Here is a 14,878-nt window from a genome sequence, read left to right on the forward strand (position 1 = left end):
CCTTCAACCTTCGGTTCGTTCGCTCTGGGGCCGCTCGCCTGACAGCAGCAGGAAGAGGCAGGCCATGCGCACCGAGACGCCGTTTGCGACCTGCTCGAGCACGGTCGACCGCGGCGAGTCGGCGGCGCCCGAGGAGATCTCGAGGCCGCGGTTCATCGGGCCGGGGTGCATCACGATCGCACGCTCGCTGAGGCGGGCGAGCCGGGCGTCGTCGAGCCCCCAGTTGCGGGCGTACTCGCGTTCGTTCGGGAAGAACGCCGCGTGCATGCGCTCCGTCTGGATTCGCAGCATCATGACGACGTCGGGCTGTTCAGCGGCCAGGGCATCATCGAGCGAGTGGTAGAGCGTCACCGGCCAGTCGCGTACGCCGAAGGGCAGGAGCGTCTCGGGCGCGACGAGGCTCACCTTCGCGCCGAGCGCGTGCAGCAGCCAGAGGTTCGAGCGCGCGACGCGCGAGTGGGCGATATCGCCAACGATGACGACGGAGACGCCGTCGAGGCCCCTGCCCCGGCTCGCATCGCCGTGCAGGCGGCGGCGCATCGTGAACGCGTCGAGGAGCGCCTGCGTCGGGTGCTCGTGCATGCCGTCGCCGGCGTTGAGCACCCCGGCGTCGATCCAGCCGCTCGAGGCAAGGCGCGCTGCGGCGCCGCTCGCGGGGTGGCGGATAATGACGCCGTCGGCTCCGATCGCCTGCAGGGTCTGGGCGGTGTCCTTCAGGGATTCCCCCTTGGACACCGAGCTGCCCTTCGCGCTGAAGTTGATGACGTCTGCGGAGAGCCGCTTCGCGGCGGCCTCGAACGAGATCCGGGTGCGCGTGGAGTCCTCGAAGAACAGGTTCACGACGGTCTTGCCGCGGAGCGTCGGGAGCTTCTTCATCTCCCGCTGCTGCGTCGCCGCCATGTCCTCGGCGGTGTCGAGGATCAGGATCGCGTCCTCGCGCCTCAGCGTGCGGGTATCGAGCAGGTGCCTCATGCGGTCTCCCCCGCGTCCCGTGCGCCGCCGCTGATCGTGACCGAGTCCTCGCCGTCGTGCTCCGTGAGCTTCACCGAGATCCGCTCGTCGCGCGAGCTTGGCAGGTTCTTGCCAATGTAGTCGGCGCGGATCGGGAGTTCACGGTGCCCCCGGTCGATGAGCGCGGCGAGCCGCACCGCCTTCGGCCGGCCGTGGTCGCCGAGCGCGTCGAGCGCGGCGCGAACGGTCCGGCCGGAGAACAGCACGTCGTCGACGAGCACGACGGTCACGCCGTCGACGCTCACCGGCATGTCGGTGGGGTGCGGTGCGCGGGTGGGGTGCTGCGCGAGGTCGTCGCGGTACATCGTCGTGTCGAGGCTGCCGACGGGCACGTCGACGCCCTCGATGCGGGAGATGTTGTCCGCGATCCGCCGCGCGAGCATCGACCCGCGAGTGGGGATGCCGACGAGCACGAGGTCAGCAACTCCCTTGTTTGCCTCGATGATTTCATGCGAGATTCGGGTCAAGGCCCGCGAAATCTCGGCTCCATCGAGAACCGTTCGCGTGGTCATTCACCGCCCCCCTTCTGCGCCTCACTGGACGCCATTAAAGAAAAGCTGTAGCTCGTTCAGTCTAGCGCACTGCCGAGCGCCTTCGCGCCTACGCCCCGGCGTGCTCCGCGATCTTGCCGAGCACGCCGTTCACGAAGCGACTCGAATCGTCGGTCGAGTATTCCTTCGCGAGCGCGACGGCCTCGTTGATGGCGACGGCGGCGGGAACCTCGGGGTTGTGGAGCATCTCCCACGATGCGATTCGCAGGATCGCGCGGTCGACGTTCGGCATCCGCTCGATCGTCCAACCCTGCGCGTAGCTTGCAATCAGCTCGTCGATCTCCTCGCGGTGGTCGTTCACGCCGTCGACGATCTCGCGAGCGTACAGCCAGGAGGCGACGCGGTCGGGTTCGCCGACCGCGCGCTTCGCCTCCGCGGCGACAACATCCATGACGGACGTGTGCATCACGTCGGCCTGGAAGAGCATGTCAAGCGCGCGCTTGCGCGCCTTCGTTCGAGCAGACACGCCTAGTCGTTGACGCGGCCGAGGTAGTCACCCGTGCGGGTGTCGATCTTGACCTTGGTGCCGGCCTCGAGGAAGAGGGGAACCTGGATCTCAGCGCCGGTCTCGACAGTCGCGGGCTTCGTGCCACCGGTCGAGCGGTCGCCCTGCAGGCCGGGCTCGGTGTAGGTGACCTCAAGCACGACCGACGCGGGAAGCTCAAGGTAGAGCGGCTCGCCCTCGTGGAGGCCGATCTGCACCTGCTGGTTCTCGAGCATGAACTTGTGGGCGTCGCCAACGACGACAGCGGGAACGGTGATCTGGTCGTAGTCCGACATGTCCATGAAGACGAAGTCGGCGCCGTCCTGGTAGAGGTACTGGAAGTCGCGACGGTCAACGGTGGCGGTCTCGATCTTCGTGCCCGCGTTGTAGGTCTTGTCGATGATCTTGCCCGAGACGACGTTCTTCTGCTTGGTGCGGACGAAGGCGCCGCCCTTGCCCGGCTTCACGTGCTGGAACTCGAGGACGCTCCAGAGCTGTCCCGCCTCCTTGATAACCGTGCCGTTCTTAATGTCGTTCGAGGTTGCCATGCGGTGTTCTCCAAAACCTGAGTGAAAGTTCGTGCGCCGTGCGCGCCGATCCATCTTACACCGTGCGCACGGAGCGAGGCTGATGGCGGCGTGCTGTCGGAGCGGCGCCGGGCCTACCCGTTTCGACCGGCGCGACGTAGCATGACGGCATGGCACTGCACTGGAAACTCATTATCGACTCCGCCAGGCCGCACGCGCTCGCGGACTTCTGGGCGGCGGCCCTCGAGTACGTCGTCGAGGACCCCGGCCTGCTCGTCGCCGAGCTCGTGCGGAACGGCGACCTTCCCGAGGCCGCGACGGTCGTGCACGCCGGCACGCCACGCTTCGCCGAACTCGCCGCGGTGCGCCACCCAGACGACCCGTTCGATCCGGTCTCCGGCGCGGGCCGCGGGCGCAGGCTGCTGTTCCAGGCGGTCCCCGAGCCGAAGAGCGTGAAGAACCGGCTCCACATCGACGTCCACGACGACGCGAGAACTCTCGAGGAGCTCGCGCACCGGCTCGAACTCCTCGGGGCCACGCGCGTCGAGCGCGTCGACCAGGGGCCTGCCGGGACGTGGTGGGTCATGCGCGACCCCGAGGGCAACGAGTTCTGCGCCGTTGGCGCGTAGCCGGGTTGTATATACCTGCCAAGGACGTGCACCCGGAGTTGGCTATCTTCTAGTATCGAGGGCATGCATATGCTCCCCCGCACGCTTTGGCACAGGTGGTTTGTCGGCCCGCGCGGACCGCGCCTCGACTTCGGCGCGGTGTCGCGCTCTGACTTCAGGGTCTGGCCGACGGACCTCGACATTCTCAGGCACATGAACAACGGCAAGTACCTGTCGCTGATGGACGTCGGCCGCTTCGACCTGATGCAGCGCAACGGCGTCCTCGACCTCTTCGCGCGCGAGGCCTGGTATCCGGTCGTCGTCGGCCAGACGATTTCGTACCGCAAGTCGCTCAACCCCTGGATGAAGTTCACGATCGAGTCGCGCATCCTCGGCATCGACGACCAGGCCGTCTACATGGAGCAGCGGTTTGTGCGCCCGGCGCCGCGCGGCACCGGGATCGCGGGCGAGCCGGAGGTCTACGCCAGGGCGATCGTGCGCGCCCGCATCCTGCGCCGCGCGGGCGGGGTCGTGCCGATCGACGAGATCCTCGAAAAGTCCGGCGCCGACCCGGCGACGCTTCACGTGCCTGACGAGTACCTCGAGTGGGGCGCCACCACGAAGCTGCCGTCGACGCGCGTCGATGCCCCGAGCGTGTGGGACGCGGTTCCCGGCTCGACCCGGTAGCCCGCGCGACGCGCTAGCGTATCCGTATGGACGCGCGGATCTGGCCAGGGCTCATCGCCATTCTGTTTGGCAGCCTGTTACTCTTCGTCATCATTGTGCCGCTCATCGCCGCGAACTATCGGCGATTCGGCAGGCTCTCGCCCGGCCGCATCGTCATCTGGGGAGCGTTCACCGTGTACGCGTGTGCGCTGCTCACCTACACGATGCTGCCACTGCCGGAGCCGGGAACCTACGAGTGCGTCGCCCCGCGGTTCGCGCCGGGGGCGTCAGTCGCCGACATTGCGGACTACGACACCTCCTCGGCGCGGGCCCTCATCACTAATCCCGCGGTGTTGCAGATCGCCTTCAACGTGCTGCTCTTCATGCCGCTCGGGTTCTTCACCCGGCTCCTGTGGGGACGCGGCGTGCTCGCGACGACCATCATCGGGCTCGGGATCTCGCTCTTCATCGAGACGTCGCAGCTCACCGGGCTCTGGGGCATCTACGACTGCGCTTACCGACTGTTCGATGTCGACGACATCATCGTGAACACGACCGGTGGGCTGATCGGCGCGCTGCTCGCCGCCATGCTCAGGCTGCGGCCGGTGACCCCGCGCGGCGAGCTCGGCCCGCGCCCGGTGACGTTCGGGCGCCGCTTCCTCGGAATGCTCGGTGACCTTGTCTCCGTGGGCTTCATCGCCGTCGTCGCCGAGATCTCTCGAAACCTCGTGCAGATCAGCGTGCTCGGCCAGGACCCGGCGGTCGTGGCCGAGACCCCGTCGCCGGCGTTCGGGTGGGCCGCGGCGCTCGTGATCCAGCTCGCGCTGGTCATGCTGACGGGCCGCACGATTGGCGACTTCATTGTCAATGTGAGGTACAAGCCTGGCGCCGTCCCCGCGCTGCTCGCACGGCCGCTCCGCTTCATCGGCGGCATCGGCGGCTACCAGCTGCTGTCGGCCCCGGCCCTGACGGACGCGGGCTTCGGGTGGGCGCCGGGGCTGTTCGCGCTCATCGTGCTGGTGTGGGCGATCGCGACGCGCGACCGCTCCGGTCTCGCGGGCAACATCTCGGGTCAGCGCGTCATCGATGCGTTCAGGGCGGCCCCGGAAGCGTAGTCGTCCCTCGTACCCCGGCGGTCCGGTCGGCTACCCGATCGGCGGGCGGGCGCCCAGGTGGGGGCCCTGGTTTCCGACCTCGCGGGTGTTCACCCTGACGCTGCGCTCGCTCGTGTCGAACAGTTCACGGGCGGCGAACCTGCCGCCGCTGAGCGTGCCATGGACCCATGTGAAGCTGCTCCCGTCGAGCAGCGGCTCGCCAGCGGCGACGTGCATGAGCTGCAGCATCAGGATCTCCGGCAGCGTGGGGTGCGGCCCGTGCGAGTGGCTGAGGCCGACGAGTGGCGGCTTCGGCGTTGCGGGCACCAGCCTGAGCGTCCAAGACACCCCGTCGGCACGCACCCCGCCGGCATGCACCCCACCGGCCCGCACCGCACCAGCCTGCACTCCGCCAGCCTGCACCGCGGCGACGCCACGGGGAACGGCGTCGAGGAGGTCGAACTCTGCGGTCACCTCGGGGGCGAGAATGAGCGGCGCGGCGAGCGACAACGGACTGCCCGGCTGGCGGGCTGCGGCCCGAAACAGGGCGACCCAGCCGTCGTGCCCGAGCCCATAGACGGTCGGCACGACGACAAGGGAGGCATCGGCCATGAGCGCGCGGGCGAGCGCGGCGTGATCAGCGCCTGCCGCCCAGAACTCCTCGGGCTCGGGCACGCGCAGGTCGCGCCAGCCGGCTACCGCGCCGGCGAGCTCGAAGCCGCGGGTGAAGCGCGCTGCTTCGAGGCCGTCGATGCCGGCGAATGCCGCCCGGCCAAGATCCCCCTGCCTGGCGGCCAGCGCGGCGGCGTCCAGCATCGCCTCGGCCCCGGGTGCTGGCGCGGTCCCGCCGGCGGCCCGGCGGCCCTCGGCGTACGCGCGGTCAAGCTCGTCGGCAAGGTCTGGAAACAGCAGCCTCGCGAGGCGAGCCTCGTTCCCCGACCCCGGTGCGCCCACATCTCCTGGCATAGTGTTCCCTCCGCCCCGAGCCTATCGGGGTTCGGTCGGTCGCGCGGACGCGCCGGCTAACGCCCGAGTCCGGCCCCGGTGACGAGGCGCTCGAGCACGGCAGGCAGCTCCTCGGCCGCGTCGAGCCGCATTCCGTCGGGCGCAAAGCGCGCGGCGAGGTCGTCGGTGGTGATCCCGATCCCAAACACAGTCACCCCGAGCGCGCGGAGCCGAGCGAGCTCGCGGGCCGCCGCCTCCGCGTCGTTCGTGCCACCGTCGCTGACGAGGATCGCGACGCGTCTGCGCGACACCGCGTCGACACCCGGCCCGCCGCCCACCCCGAACTCGGCGGCTGCCGCACGGAGCGCCGCTGCGTCGTTCGTGGAGCCCTGCGGAGCGTGAATGGCGGCGTCCAGCGCGACGCGTGCGGCGTCGTCGAGCGCGCCCGCGAGCGGCTTCACCGTGAGGGGCGTGGAATCGAACACGATGAGCGCGGTGCGCAGGCTCAGCTCGAGGTCGATTCCGAGCGCGCGTTCCTCGGCCGCGATGTCGCGTTCGACGCCCGCGAGCGCTTCGAGCATGATGAGCGCTGCGGTCGCGGCCGCCGAGGCGGCCGGGCCCTGCATTGACGCGGAGCGGTCGATGAGCAGCACATAGTCGGTGCTGCCCTCCCGCCTGCTGCGCTTCGGGCGTCGCTGGCGCCGCAGGAACGCGCGCGGTCGTTCGACTCCGGCTGCGACATCCGCGACGACGCGGACGAGCGATCCGCGGTCGAGCATGTCGCCTTCGGGCTCCGCCGTGCGGGAGAACCCGCGCTCGAGGTGCACCCGCTCGGAGACGATCTGCCGCCACACGTCGCGCACGCGCTCAATGCTGCGGGCGTGCTGCGTCACCCGATCCCGATAGCTCGACAGTGCCGCCGCACCACCGCCACCGCCCGGGGTGCCGAGGTCAGTCGCGCGGTCGGGACGGTCGCGGTCGGGATCGCGGTCGGCATCGTCTGGGCGCTCGAGTTCGGGGAGCTCCATCCCCTCGGCCCAGGATCCCGAGGCCGGGAGCGGCGTCGACAGCACGGTCTCCACGAAGCCAGCCTGCTCCGCGGCGAACAGGTCTGCGCCCTCGGCGCCGTCCTGGCGGTCGCCGGCGCGCGCCTGCTCGGTGTCGTCGTCGCTTGTCGCGGTGCCGCCCGGCGCCTCGTCGCCGTCGGTCTCGCCGTCGACCCCGTCGTCACCCGCACCATCCGCACCGGCACCGTCGTCACCGGCACCGTCGTCACCGGCACCGTCGTCACCGGCACTGTCGTCGCCCTGTTCGTCACCCGCACCGACGGAATTGTCGAACGCGTCCGCGCCGGGATCCTGATCCGCGGAAGCGCCGGCGCCCGCTCGACCGTCCTGCGGCCCGCGCCCCGCCAGGTCGAGCGCGAGCAGCCGAAGATAGGCCGGAGCGAACAGGCCGTAGGCGCGTTCGAACCGTTCGATTGGCGAGCGCCGGGGGTCCGGCGAGAGCGCGAGCAGCACCGCGCCCGAGGTCAGGCCTGTCGCCCCGTCGAGCGCCGCAAGCTCCCGCTGCACCTCGGGGGCGAGGGATTCACGGTAGGGCGCGTTCCCGGCTCCCCCGCTCGCCCAGCGCGCGGCGGCGGTGTCCAGCACGAGCGACACCCACTGGAGATGCCGCGGCAGCTCGGCTGGGTTCGCCCAGCCCGCGGCCACGAGCGTCCGCACGACGGGCAGCCGCAGGTTCGGGAGCGCGGCGAGCAGCTCTGCCGCCGCGAGGAGCCGGTCGAGTGCCGCGAGCAGCGGTTCAAGCTCGGGGCGCGCTCTGCTCAACGCGAGCCGCCGGCTGCGGCGCGCCGGTGCGACCCGCACCTCGCGCACCGACTCCCAGAGCAGGAGCAGCGCGCGGGCCACCACGTCGTCGGGGTCGCCCGACTGGGTAGCCCAGCCGAGCCCGACGTGCGCGACCCCATCCCGCACGCTCCAGGCATCGCCGTCGTGCACGACGACGGGGATGCCGAGGACGGCTGCGGCAGCCGCGAGCGCGCCGCGCGTCTCGGACTCGCCCCGCTCATGCTCCATGCGCACCACATTACCGAGAACGCCAGCTGGCGGCCTCGGCTCACCGCCTGATGGTACCGTGGCAGCATGCTCTCGTACGACGCAAATCCAGTGCTCGCCGAGGCCGCAGACGTCAGCCGGGAGCTTGCGCGCACCCGCCGCGTCGCCGCCGGGGGAACCTCGCCACGCGCAGCGCTCGCCGCAGACGCGCAGCAGGCGCTCGAGGGGCGCCTCCAGGCGCTCTACGACGACCCCGAGAGCAGGGAGATCATTGACCGCGCACTGACTGAGCGCGCGGCGACGCTGCGCGCCGCGGTGACCGCCTGGCGCGCGACCCTGGCGGCGCGCGAGCTGCGGCAGCAGGCGGCTGCGGTCGCCACGGACGCCGCGCGCGACGGGCGATCGCTGATCCAGGCCGAGGCGCTCCTCGTCGCGACCCTCCACGGACGCGCAGACAGAATTGAGGCGGACCGCGAGCTCGCGTTGCAGGATCGCCTGACGACGGAAGAGGCACGCGACGGGGCGCTCGCGGCGCTCGCCGCAATCCGCGTCCGCGAGGCCCGGGCACAGCTGCGTCGCGGGCTGCTCCTCACCGGCCAGATGCGCGCGATCATCGCTGAGGCAACGCCAGCGCTCACCCGCGGAGAGCCGTTGCTGCTGCTCGGTGAGACTGGCGGCGCGAAGACCGCGCTCGCCGAGTACCTCTCGCGCGTCGAGCTCGGCAGCGAGCCGGAGCTCGTCTCCGGGTACGGGGACATCACGAGCTCGCAGCTCATCGGCAGTCACGAGCTGCGCTCCGACGGTGGCGCCACCGTGAGCGTCTTCGTGCCCGGACCGCTGCTCCGCGCAATGACCGAGGGGCGACCCGTCATCCTCGACGAGGTGAACGCGATGCCCGCCGAGTTCCTCAAGCGGCTCAACCGCATCCTGCAGCTGCGGCCGGGGCAGTCGTTCGCCGTGCAGGAGAACAATGGCGAGGCGGTCGAGATCGCCCAGGGGTTCGCCATCCTCGCGACCGCGAATGAGCAGACGCCGCACAGGTACCGCGGCATCGACCGCATGAGCGCCGAGCTTGTGAACAGGTTCGGCGCGAACAGCTACCGCGTGCACTACCCCGACGCCGGCCTCGAGTACACGGATGCCCCGCGCGAGAACGCACTCCTCGCGGCCGCCGCCATCGCCGACGCGAGCGGAAACGTCCCGCTGCCCACCGACGATCTCGAGCGCGTCGCGCGCGCCGCGTTCATCAGCCAGCAGGTGTTTGCTGGTGCGCACGGGGAGGGCTTCGGTCGCTTCGTGTCGACGGAGCGCGAGATCGATGGCCGGCCGGGCCTGGAGGAGTCCGTGCTCGCGCCGCGGACGCTCGTCGCGATCGTCCAGAAGGTTGCCGGAAGCGCCGGGCAGGTCACCCTCGACCACGCGCTCAGCCGGTTCGTCGACGGCGTGATGCACGCGGAGGATCGCCAGGTACTCAGCCTCATCCTGCGCTCACAGGGATTCCTGGCCGCAGCCCGGGTCCCCGCCAACTGACCGTGGCCGTTCGTGTGCACATCGCACATGAGAGCGTCAACAAAGTGCAATGCGCCCACTGACGGGGTTGCCGCCCGAGCATAGCCTGGCGAGGACCCACTTCCATTCCTAGGCAAGGATGCTCATGGCAAGCAGCACGCACGGCGACGATTTCGCGCTCACGAGAGTGCCCCAGTCCTCACGCAAGCACTGGTTCGGGATCGCAGTGCAGCGATTCGGCCAGGTCTCTGCGCTCTCCCAGTTCCTGCTCGGCGCGACCCTCGGCTATGCGATGACCTTCGGCGACGCTGTGCTCGCGTTCCTGCTGGGTTCGCTGATCCTCGAAGTCGTCATCGTCTTCGTCGGGCTCATCGGCCAGCGCGAGGGCCTGAACACGTCGCTGCTCGCGAAGTGGACGGGCTTCGGCGAGGTCGGCGCCTCCCTCGTCGGGCTCGCGATCGGCATCAGCCTCATCGGCTGGTTCGGGATTCAGTCCGCAATCTCCGCCCAGTCGCTCGACAACCTCATGCCAGGCATCTTCCCGGTGTGGGTGTGGAGCCTGCTCTTCGGGCTCGCGGTCACCGCAATCGTCGCATTTGGGTTCAAGGGCATGCAGCTCCTCGCGAACGTCACGGTTCCGCTGTTCCTCATCCTCGTCGGCTGGTCCGTCATTAGCGAACTCTCACGGCACGACATCGGCGAGCTCATGACCGGGCCGCCGCCCGGGCCCGCGATGAGCGTGTGGGCCGGCACCGGCATCGTCGCCGGCGGCCTCATCGTCGGCGCGATCATCTCGGCCGACATGACGCGGTTCAACCGCACCGGGCCAGACGTCGTGAAGCAGACAGTCGTCGGCGTGACCCTCGGCGAGTTCGTCATCGGGCTCTCGGGCGTGCTGCTCGCGCACGCCACGGCGAGCGGCGACATCGTCGCCATCATCACCTCCTCGGTCGGTTTCGTCGGACTGCTCATCGTGATCACCGGGACGCTGAAGATCAACGACTGGAACCTCTACTCGTCGACGCTCGGCCTCGTGAACTTCATCTCGACGGCGTTCGGCAAGAACCTCAACCGAGTCACCACGACGGTCGTGCTCGGCGTCGTCGGCTCGGTCCTTGCCGCCGCAGGCATCCTCGGCCAGCTCACCGGGTTCCTCACCCTGCTGTCCGTCGCGTTCCCGCCGATCGCCGGCATCATGGTCGCCGAGTACTTCATCGTGAAGATCTGGCGCCCCGAGCTCGAGGCCTCGCGCGCGGAGGGCCGCCTCCCGGCCACGGCACCGCGGCTCGTCCCGGCGACGATCATCATCTGGCTCGTCTCCTCGGTCGCCGGCTACTTCATCACCTGGGGCATCCCCGCCGTGTTCTCGCTGCTCATCTCGATGGTGCTCTACATCGTCGCCGGAAAGCTCGGCTGGGTGCGCCCCGTCGGCACCGTGCAGACCCGCGAGCCCGAGTCTGCAGACGGCACGGCAGGCACGGCAGACACAGCTGGCACAGCAGACACAGCTGGCACGGCCTAGCCCACATGCGCGGCCGGTTTCCGGCCGCCCCACCTCTTCCCACACACAGCGAAAGCGAGAATCATGCATATCGGGATCGACGTCGGCGGCACCAACACCGACGCAGTGCTCATGAACGGCAGCGAGACGCTCGTCGGCATCAAGCACTCCACCACCCCTGACGTGACGGCGGGCATCATCCAGGCCATCCAGGGGCTCCGCGACAAGCACAGCTTCGAGGGGGCCGACATCACGGCGGTGATGATCGGCACCACGCACTTCATCAACGCCCTCGTGCAGGCCAAGCGCCTCGCCCCCACCGCGGCGCTCCGCCTCGGCCTGCCCGCGACCCAGGCGCTGCCGCCGCTCGTCGACTGGCCAGCGGAGCTCAAGGGCGCCATCGAGGCCCGCAGCTATCTCGCACACGGCGGCTACGAGTTCGACGGGCGACCGATCAGCCCGCTCGACCCCGAGGAACTCCGCGCCCACGCCGCGGACATGCGGGAGCACGGGATCCGCTCGGTCGCGATCTCGTCGGTGTTCAGCCCCGTCAACCACGACCTCGAGGTCGAGGCCGCGCGCATCGTCTCCGAGGTGCTCGGCGACGACGTCGCGGTGTCGCTGTCGCACGAGATCGGGCGGATCGGACTGCTCGAGCGCGAGAACGCAACTGTCATCAACGCCGCGCTGCGCGAGCTTGCGTCCGAGATCGTCGACGGCCTGACCGCCGCGGTCCGCGCCGAGGGTATCGAAGCCCCGATCTTCTTGAGCCAGAACGACGGCACCCTGATGGACGAGGACTACGTGCGCCGCTACCCCGTCGCAACCTTCGCGTCGGGCCCCACCAACTCGATGCGTGGCGCCGCGCTCACGAGCGGGCTTGAGACCTGCGCGGTCATCGACGTCGGCGGCACCACGGCCGACGTCGGGCTGCTCATCAACGGGTTCCCGCGCGAGACCGCGAACGAGGTGAAGGTCGCCGGCGTGCGCACGAACTTCCGGATGCCCGACGTGCTCTCGCTCGGCATCGGCGGCGGCAGCATCGTCGACACCGAGACCGCCGAGGTCGGGCCGGAGTCGGTTGGCTACCGGCTCTCCACCGATGCGCTCGTGTTCGGCGGCGACGTGCTCACGGCGACCGACATCGCGGTCGCTGCCGGCCGCGCGAACATCGGCGACGCGTCGAAGGTCACCCACCTCGATCCGGCGTTCGTGCAGCGCGTGCTCGACCGGATTGCGGAGCGCGTCGCCGAGGCCGTCGATCGGATGCGCACGTCGCCCGAGCCGATCCCGGTCGTCGCGGTCGGCGGTGGCTCCGTGCTGCTGCCCGACGTGCTCCCGATCTTCGGCGAGGTCTCTAAGCCCGAGAACTACGCCGTCGCGAACGCGATCGGCGCTTCGATTGCGCAGGTCGGCGGCGAGATCGACAAGGTGTATTCGATCGCGCCGGGCGAGCGCGAACAGACGATCGCCGAGGTGCGCGCCGAGGCCGTCGAAAAGGCGGTCGCGGCGGGCGCAAAGCCCGACACCGTCGCCATCATCGACTTCGATGAGGTACCCATCCCGTATCTGCCCGGCAACGCCACGCGCATCCGCGTGAAGGCGGTCGGCGACCTGAGCATGGAGGGCTAACCGTGAGCTGGACGATTTCCGTCGACGACATCGACGACCTCGCGCGCGGATCCGCCGTGCTCGGCACCGGCGGGGGTGGCGACCCGTACATTGGCGGCCTGCTCGCGAAGGAGGCGCTGCGGCGGCACGGTGACGTCACCGTCGTCACGCTCGACGAGCTTCCCGACGACGCGGTCGTCGCCTGCGTCTCGATGCTGGGCGCGCCGACCGTGATGGTCGAAAAGCTTCCGAGCCTCGACGAGGTCATGCGCCCGGTGACGGAGCTCAGCGAGCACTACGGCCGGCCGATCACGCACATCATGTGCATCGAGGTCGGCGGCGTGAACTCCACGATCCCGATCGCCGCGGCCGCCGCGACCGGTCTGCCCGTGCTGGACGCTGACGGCATGGGCCGCGCCTTCCCCGAGCTGCAGATGGTGCTCCCGACGCTGTACGGCGTCACCTCATCGCCACTCGCGTACTCCGACGAGAAGGGCAACGTCGGCGTGCTCCGCACCGTTGACAACGCGTGGGGCGAACGGATCATCCGCGTCGCGGCCGTCGAGATGGGCTGCTCGATCATGCTGTCGGGCTTCCACATGTCAGGCGCGACCGCGAAGAAGGCCCTCGTCGCCGACTCGCTCTCGCTCTGCGTAAACGTCGGCAAGGGCATCGTCGACGCACGCGCGGAGAAGGTCGACGCCGTCGAGCGGGCGACCGAGATCCTCGGGGGCCGCGTACTCTACGGCGGCAAGGTCACCGATGTCGAGCGCGCGACAACCGCGGGCTTTGCTCGCGGCCGCGCGACGATCGAGGAGGACGGCCGCACCCTCACCCTCCTCTTCCAGAACGAGCATCTCATCGCGGAGCTCGACGGCGAGGTGCTCGCCACCACCCCCGACCTCATCATGGTGCTCGACCACGAGACGGGCGAGCCCGTCACCACGGAGGGCCTCCGCTACGGCCAGCGCGTGCGCGTCATCGCGGCGCCCGCCGACGAGCGTTGGCACTCGCCGGCGGCCATCGAGATGGTCGGCCCGCGGTACTTCGGGTACGACCTGGAACCGCACCGATTCGACGGTTCGGTGCGCCCGGGCAGCCCGATCGCAGACGCCGCGACCACCGCTGCTCCGGGGGTGACGGCGTGAGCTGGACCCTCACCGCGGCCGACCTCCCGGACCTCGCCCGCGGCGCCACGCTGCTTGGCACGGGCGGCGGGGGCGACCCATACATTGGGCAGATGCTCGTCCAGCAGGTCCTCGGGGGCGGCGGGATCACGATCCTCGACCCCGACGAGCTCCCCGACGACATGTTCGTGATCCCGACCGCTCAGATGGGCGCCCCGACCGTGATGGTCGAGAAGATTCCCGCCGGCACCGAGCCGCTCGCGGCGCTCCGCACGTTGGAGGCGCATCTCGGGCGGACCGCGGAGGCCACCATGCCGATCGAGTGCGGCGGCGTGAACTCGATGATCCCGCTTATCGTGGCAGCCGAGTCCGGCCTCCCGGTTGTTGACGCTGATGGCATGGGGCGCGCGTTCCCGGAGCTCTCCATGGAGACGTTCGCCGTCTACGGCGTGCAGGGGTCGCCGCTCGCACTCGCCGGTGAACGCGGGGAGCACGTCATCATCGACACCGGCAGCGACAACCGCCAGATGGAATCGTTCGCCCGGGCGATCACGATCCGGCTCGGCGGCGTCGGCCACATCGCCGAGTACGCCATGACCGGAGCGGACGTACGCCGGACGGCGATCCCGCGCACCCTCTCGATGGCGCTCGCGCTCGGGCGGGCGATCAGGATCGCGCGCGAGGAGCACCGCTCCCCCTTCGCTGCGCTCACCGACGCGCTGTCGACGACGCTGTACTCCCACGTGCGCGAGCTGCACGTTGGCAAGGTTGTCGACGTCGAGCGCCGGACGACCGAGGGCTTCGCGCGCGGCAGAGCGGTCATCGAAGCGGTGGACGGCTCCGGCGAGCCCGTGGTGATCGCCTTCCAAAACGAGAACCTCACCGCGTACCGCGGGGAGGAGCTGCTGGCGATCGTTCCCGACCTCATCTGCATCGTCGACCACGAGACCGCCGAGCCGATTACGACGGAGGGGCTGCGCTACGGCCAGCGGGTTCGCGTGCTCGGTATCTCGACGCCCGACCTCATGCGTATCCCCGAGGCGCTCGACACGTTCGGCCCGAGCGCCTTCGGGCTGTCGGAATCGTTCGTGCCCGTCGAATCGCTCTCAGGCGCTGCGATCGCGGGAGCTCCGGACGCTGGGTCCGCGGACGGTTCCGGGACTCCCGTCCGGTAGCGGCCGGGTGCG

At 70.0% G+C, this 14,878-nt stretch carries 14 protein-coding genes; 8 read left to right on the forward strand and 6 right to left on the reverse strand.

Going from position 1 to position 14,878, the window contains the following annotated elements; translation table 11 throughout:
- Positions 1–3: 3 nt before the first annotated feature.
- The 4 genes from BJ960_RS08295 to efp all read right to left on the reverse strand — a co-directional run bounded on the left by BJ960_RS08295 (position 4) and on the right by efp (position 2,594).
- Positions 4–972, reverse strand: coding sequence for an aspartate carbamoyltransferase catalytic subunit (locus BJ960_RS08295; protein WP_185986927.1), 969 nt, complete (start codon positions 970–972; stop codon positions 4–6).
- On the reverse strand, positions 969–1,523 hold the full coding sequence (gene pyrR / locus BJ960_RS08300; RefSeq protein WP_121072164.1) for a bifunctional pyr operon transcriptional regulator/uracil phosphoribosyltransferase PyrR: 555 nt from the start codon (positions 1,521–1,523) through the stop codon (positions 969–971). Before pyrR ends, BJ960_RS08295 begins: the two co-directional genes overlap by 4 nt.
- A gap of 88 nt (positions 1,524–1,611) precedes the next feature.
- Entirely contained in the window at positions 1,612–2,028 is a 417-nt protein-coding gene (nusB, locus tag BJ960_RS08305; protein ID WP_121072166.1) for a transcription antitermination factor NusB, read from the reverse strand.
- Positions 2,029–2,030: 2 nt separating this feature from the next.
- The gene (gene efp, locus BJ960_RS08310; RefSeq protein ID WP_121072168.1) at positions 2,031–2,594 is read right to left on the reverse strand and encodes an elongation factor P; all 564 of its coding nucleotides are present in this window, start codon (positions 2,592–2,594) and stop codon (positions 2,031–2,033) included.
- 149 nt (positions 2,595–2,743) lie between these two features.
- Here efp and BJ960_RS08315 point away from each other — a divergent pair, with 149 nt between their 5' ends.
- The 3 genes from BJ960_RS08315 to BJ960_RS08325 all read left to right on the forward strand — a co-directional run bounded on the left by BJ960_RS08315 (position 2,744) and on the right by BJ960_RS08325 (position 4,962).
- Positions 2,744–3,202 carry a VOC family protein gene (locus BJ960_RS08315; RefSeq protein ID WP_185986928.1) on the forward strand — a complete coding sequence of 153 codons (459 nt, stop codon included), beginning with the start codon at positions 2,744–2,746 and terminating at the stop codon, positions 3,200–3,202.
- 63 nt (positions 3,203–3,265) lie between these two features.
- Entirely contained in the window at positions 3,266–3,868 is a 603-nt protein-coding gene (locus tag BJ960_RS08320; RefSeq protein WP_185986929.1) for a thioesterase family protein, read from the forward strand.
- Between the two features lie 26 nt (positions 3,869–3,894).
- On the forward strand, positions 3,895–4,962 hold the full coding sequence (locus tag BJ960_RS08325; RefSeq protein WP_185986930.1) for a VanZ family protein: 1,068 nt from the start codon (positions 3,895–3,897) through the stop codon (positions 4,960–4,962).
- Positions 4,963–4,992: 30 nt separating this feature from the next.
- Here the strand turns inward: BJ960_RS08325 and BJ960_RS08330 are convergent, their stop codons facing one another.
- Together BJ960_RS08330 and BJ960_RS08335 are read right to left on the reverse strand one after the other, a co-directional pair.
- Positions 4,993–5,907, reverse strand: a complete 915-nt coding sequence (locus BJ960_RS08330; RefSeq protein WP_221936292.1) for a hypothetical protein — start codon at positions 5,905–5,907, stop codon at positions 4,993–4,995.
- Positions 5,908–5,963: 56 nt separating this feature from the next.
- Complete coding sequence (locus tag BJ960_RS08335) at positions 5,964–7,964, reverse strand: vWA domain-containing protein (protein ID WP_185986931.1); 2,001 nt, start codon at positions 7,962–7,964, stop codon at positions 5,964–5,966.
- Positions 7,965–8,030: 66 nt separating this feature from the next.
- Between BJ960_RS08335 and BJ960_RS08340 the strand changes: the two genes are divergently transcribed.
- From BJ960_RS08340 to BJ960_RS08360, 5 genes are all read left to right on the forward strand, one after another.
- On the forward strand, positions 8,031–9,473 hold the full coding sequence (locus BJ960_RS08340) for an AAA family ATPase (protein ID WP_185986932.1): 1,443 nt from the start codon (positions 8,031–8,033) through the stop codon (positions 9,471–9,473).
- Between the two features lie 124 nt (positions 9,474–9,597).
- Entirely contained in the window at positions 9,598–10,974 is a 1,377-nt protein-coding gene (locus BJ960_RS08345; protein WP_185986933.1) for a purine-cytosine permease family protein, read from the forward strand.
- A 63-nt stretch (positions 10,975–11,037) separates the two neighbouring features.
- Positions 11,038–12,585, forward strand: coding sequence for a hydantoinase/oxoprolinase N-terminal domain-containing protein (locus BJ960_RS08350; protein ID WP_185986934.1), 1,548 nt, complete (start codon positions 11,038–11,040; stop codon positions 12,583–12,585).
- A gap of 2 nt (positions 12,586–12,587) precedes the next feature.
- On the forward strand, positions 12,588–13,712 hold the full coding sequence (locus BJ960_RS08355; RefSeq protein ID WP_185986935.1) for an S-methyl thiohydantoin desulfurase family protein: 1,125 nt from the start codon (positions 12,588–12,590) through the stop codon (positions 13,710–13,712).
- Positions 13,709–14,866 (forward strand): S-methyl thiohydantoin desulfurase family protein, encoded by a 1,158-nt coding sequence (locus BJ960_RS08360; RefSeq protein ID WP_185986936.1) that lies wholly within the window; start codon positions 13,709–13,711, stop codon positions 14,864–14,866. Before BJ960_RS08355 ends, BJ960_RS08360 begins: the two co-directional genes overlap by 4 nt.
- Positions 14,867–14,878 lie beyond the last annotated feature (12 nt).

Source organism: Leucobacter aridicollis (assembly GCF_013409595.1).
GTDB classification, from domain to species: Bacteria; Actinomycetota; Actinomycetes; order Actinomycetales; family Microbacteriaceae; genus Leucobacter; species Leucobacter aridicollis.

Coding starts and splice junctions, on each gene's coding strand:
- BJ960_RS08295 (WP_185986927.1), bottom strand. CDS start 972: ATGAGGCACCTGCTCGATACCCGCACGCTGAGGCGCGAGGACGCGATC.
- pyrR (WP_121072164.1), bottom strand. CDS start 1,523: ATGACCACGCGAACGGTTCTCGATGGAGCCGAGATTTCGCGGGCCTTG.
- efp (WP_121072168.1), bottom strand. CDS start 2,594: ATGGCAACCTCGAACGACATTAAGAACGGCACGGTTATCAAGGAGGCG.
- BJ960_RS08315 (WP_185986928.1), top strand. CDS start 2,744: ATGGCACTGCACTGGAAACTCATTATCGACTCCGCCAGGCCGCACGCG.
- BJ960_RS08320 (WP_185986929.1), top strand. CDS start 3,266: ATGCATATGCTCCCCCGCACGCTTTGGCACAGGTGGTTTGTCGGCCCG.
- BJ960_RS08325 (WP_185986930.1), top strand. CDS start 3,895: ATGGACGCGCGGATCTGGCCAGGGCTCATCGCCATTCTGTTTGGCAGC.
- BJ960_RS08330 (WP_221936292.1), bottom strand. CDS start 5,907: ATGCCAGGAGATGTGGGCGCACCGGGGTCGGGGAACGAGGCTCGCCTC.
- BJ960_RS08335 (WP_185986931.1), bottom strand. CDS start 7,964: ATGGAGCATGAGCGGGGCGAGTCCGAGACGCGCGGCGCGCTCGCGGCT.
- BJ960_RS08340 (WP_185986932.1), top strand. CDS start 8,031: ATGCTCTCGTACGACGCAAATCCAGTGCTCGCCGAGGCCGCAGACGTC.
- BJ960_RS08345 (WP_185986933.1), top strand. CDS start 9,598: ATGGCAAGCAGCACGCACGGCGACGATTTCGCGCTCACGAGAGTGCCC.
- BJ960_RS08350 (WP_185986934.1), top strand. CDS start 11,038: ATGCATATCGGGATCGACGTCGGCGGCACCAACACCGACGCAGTGCTC.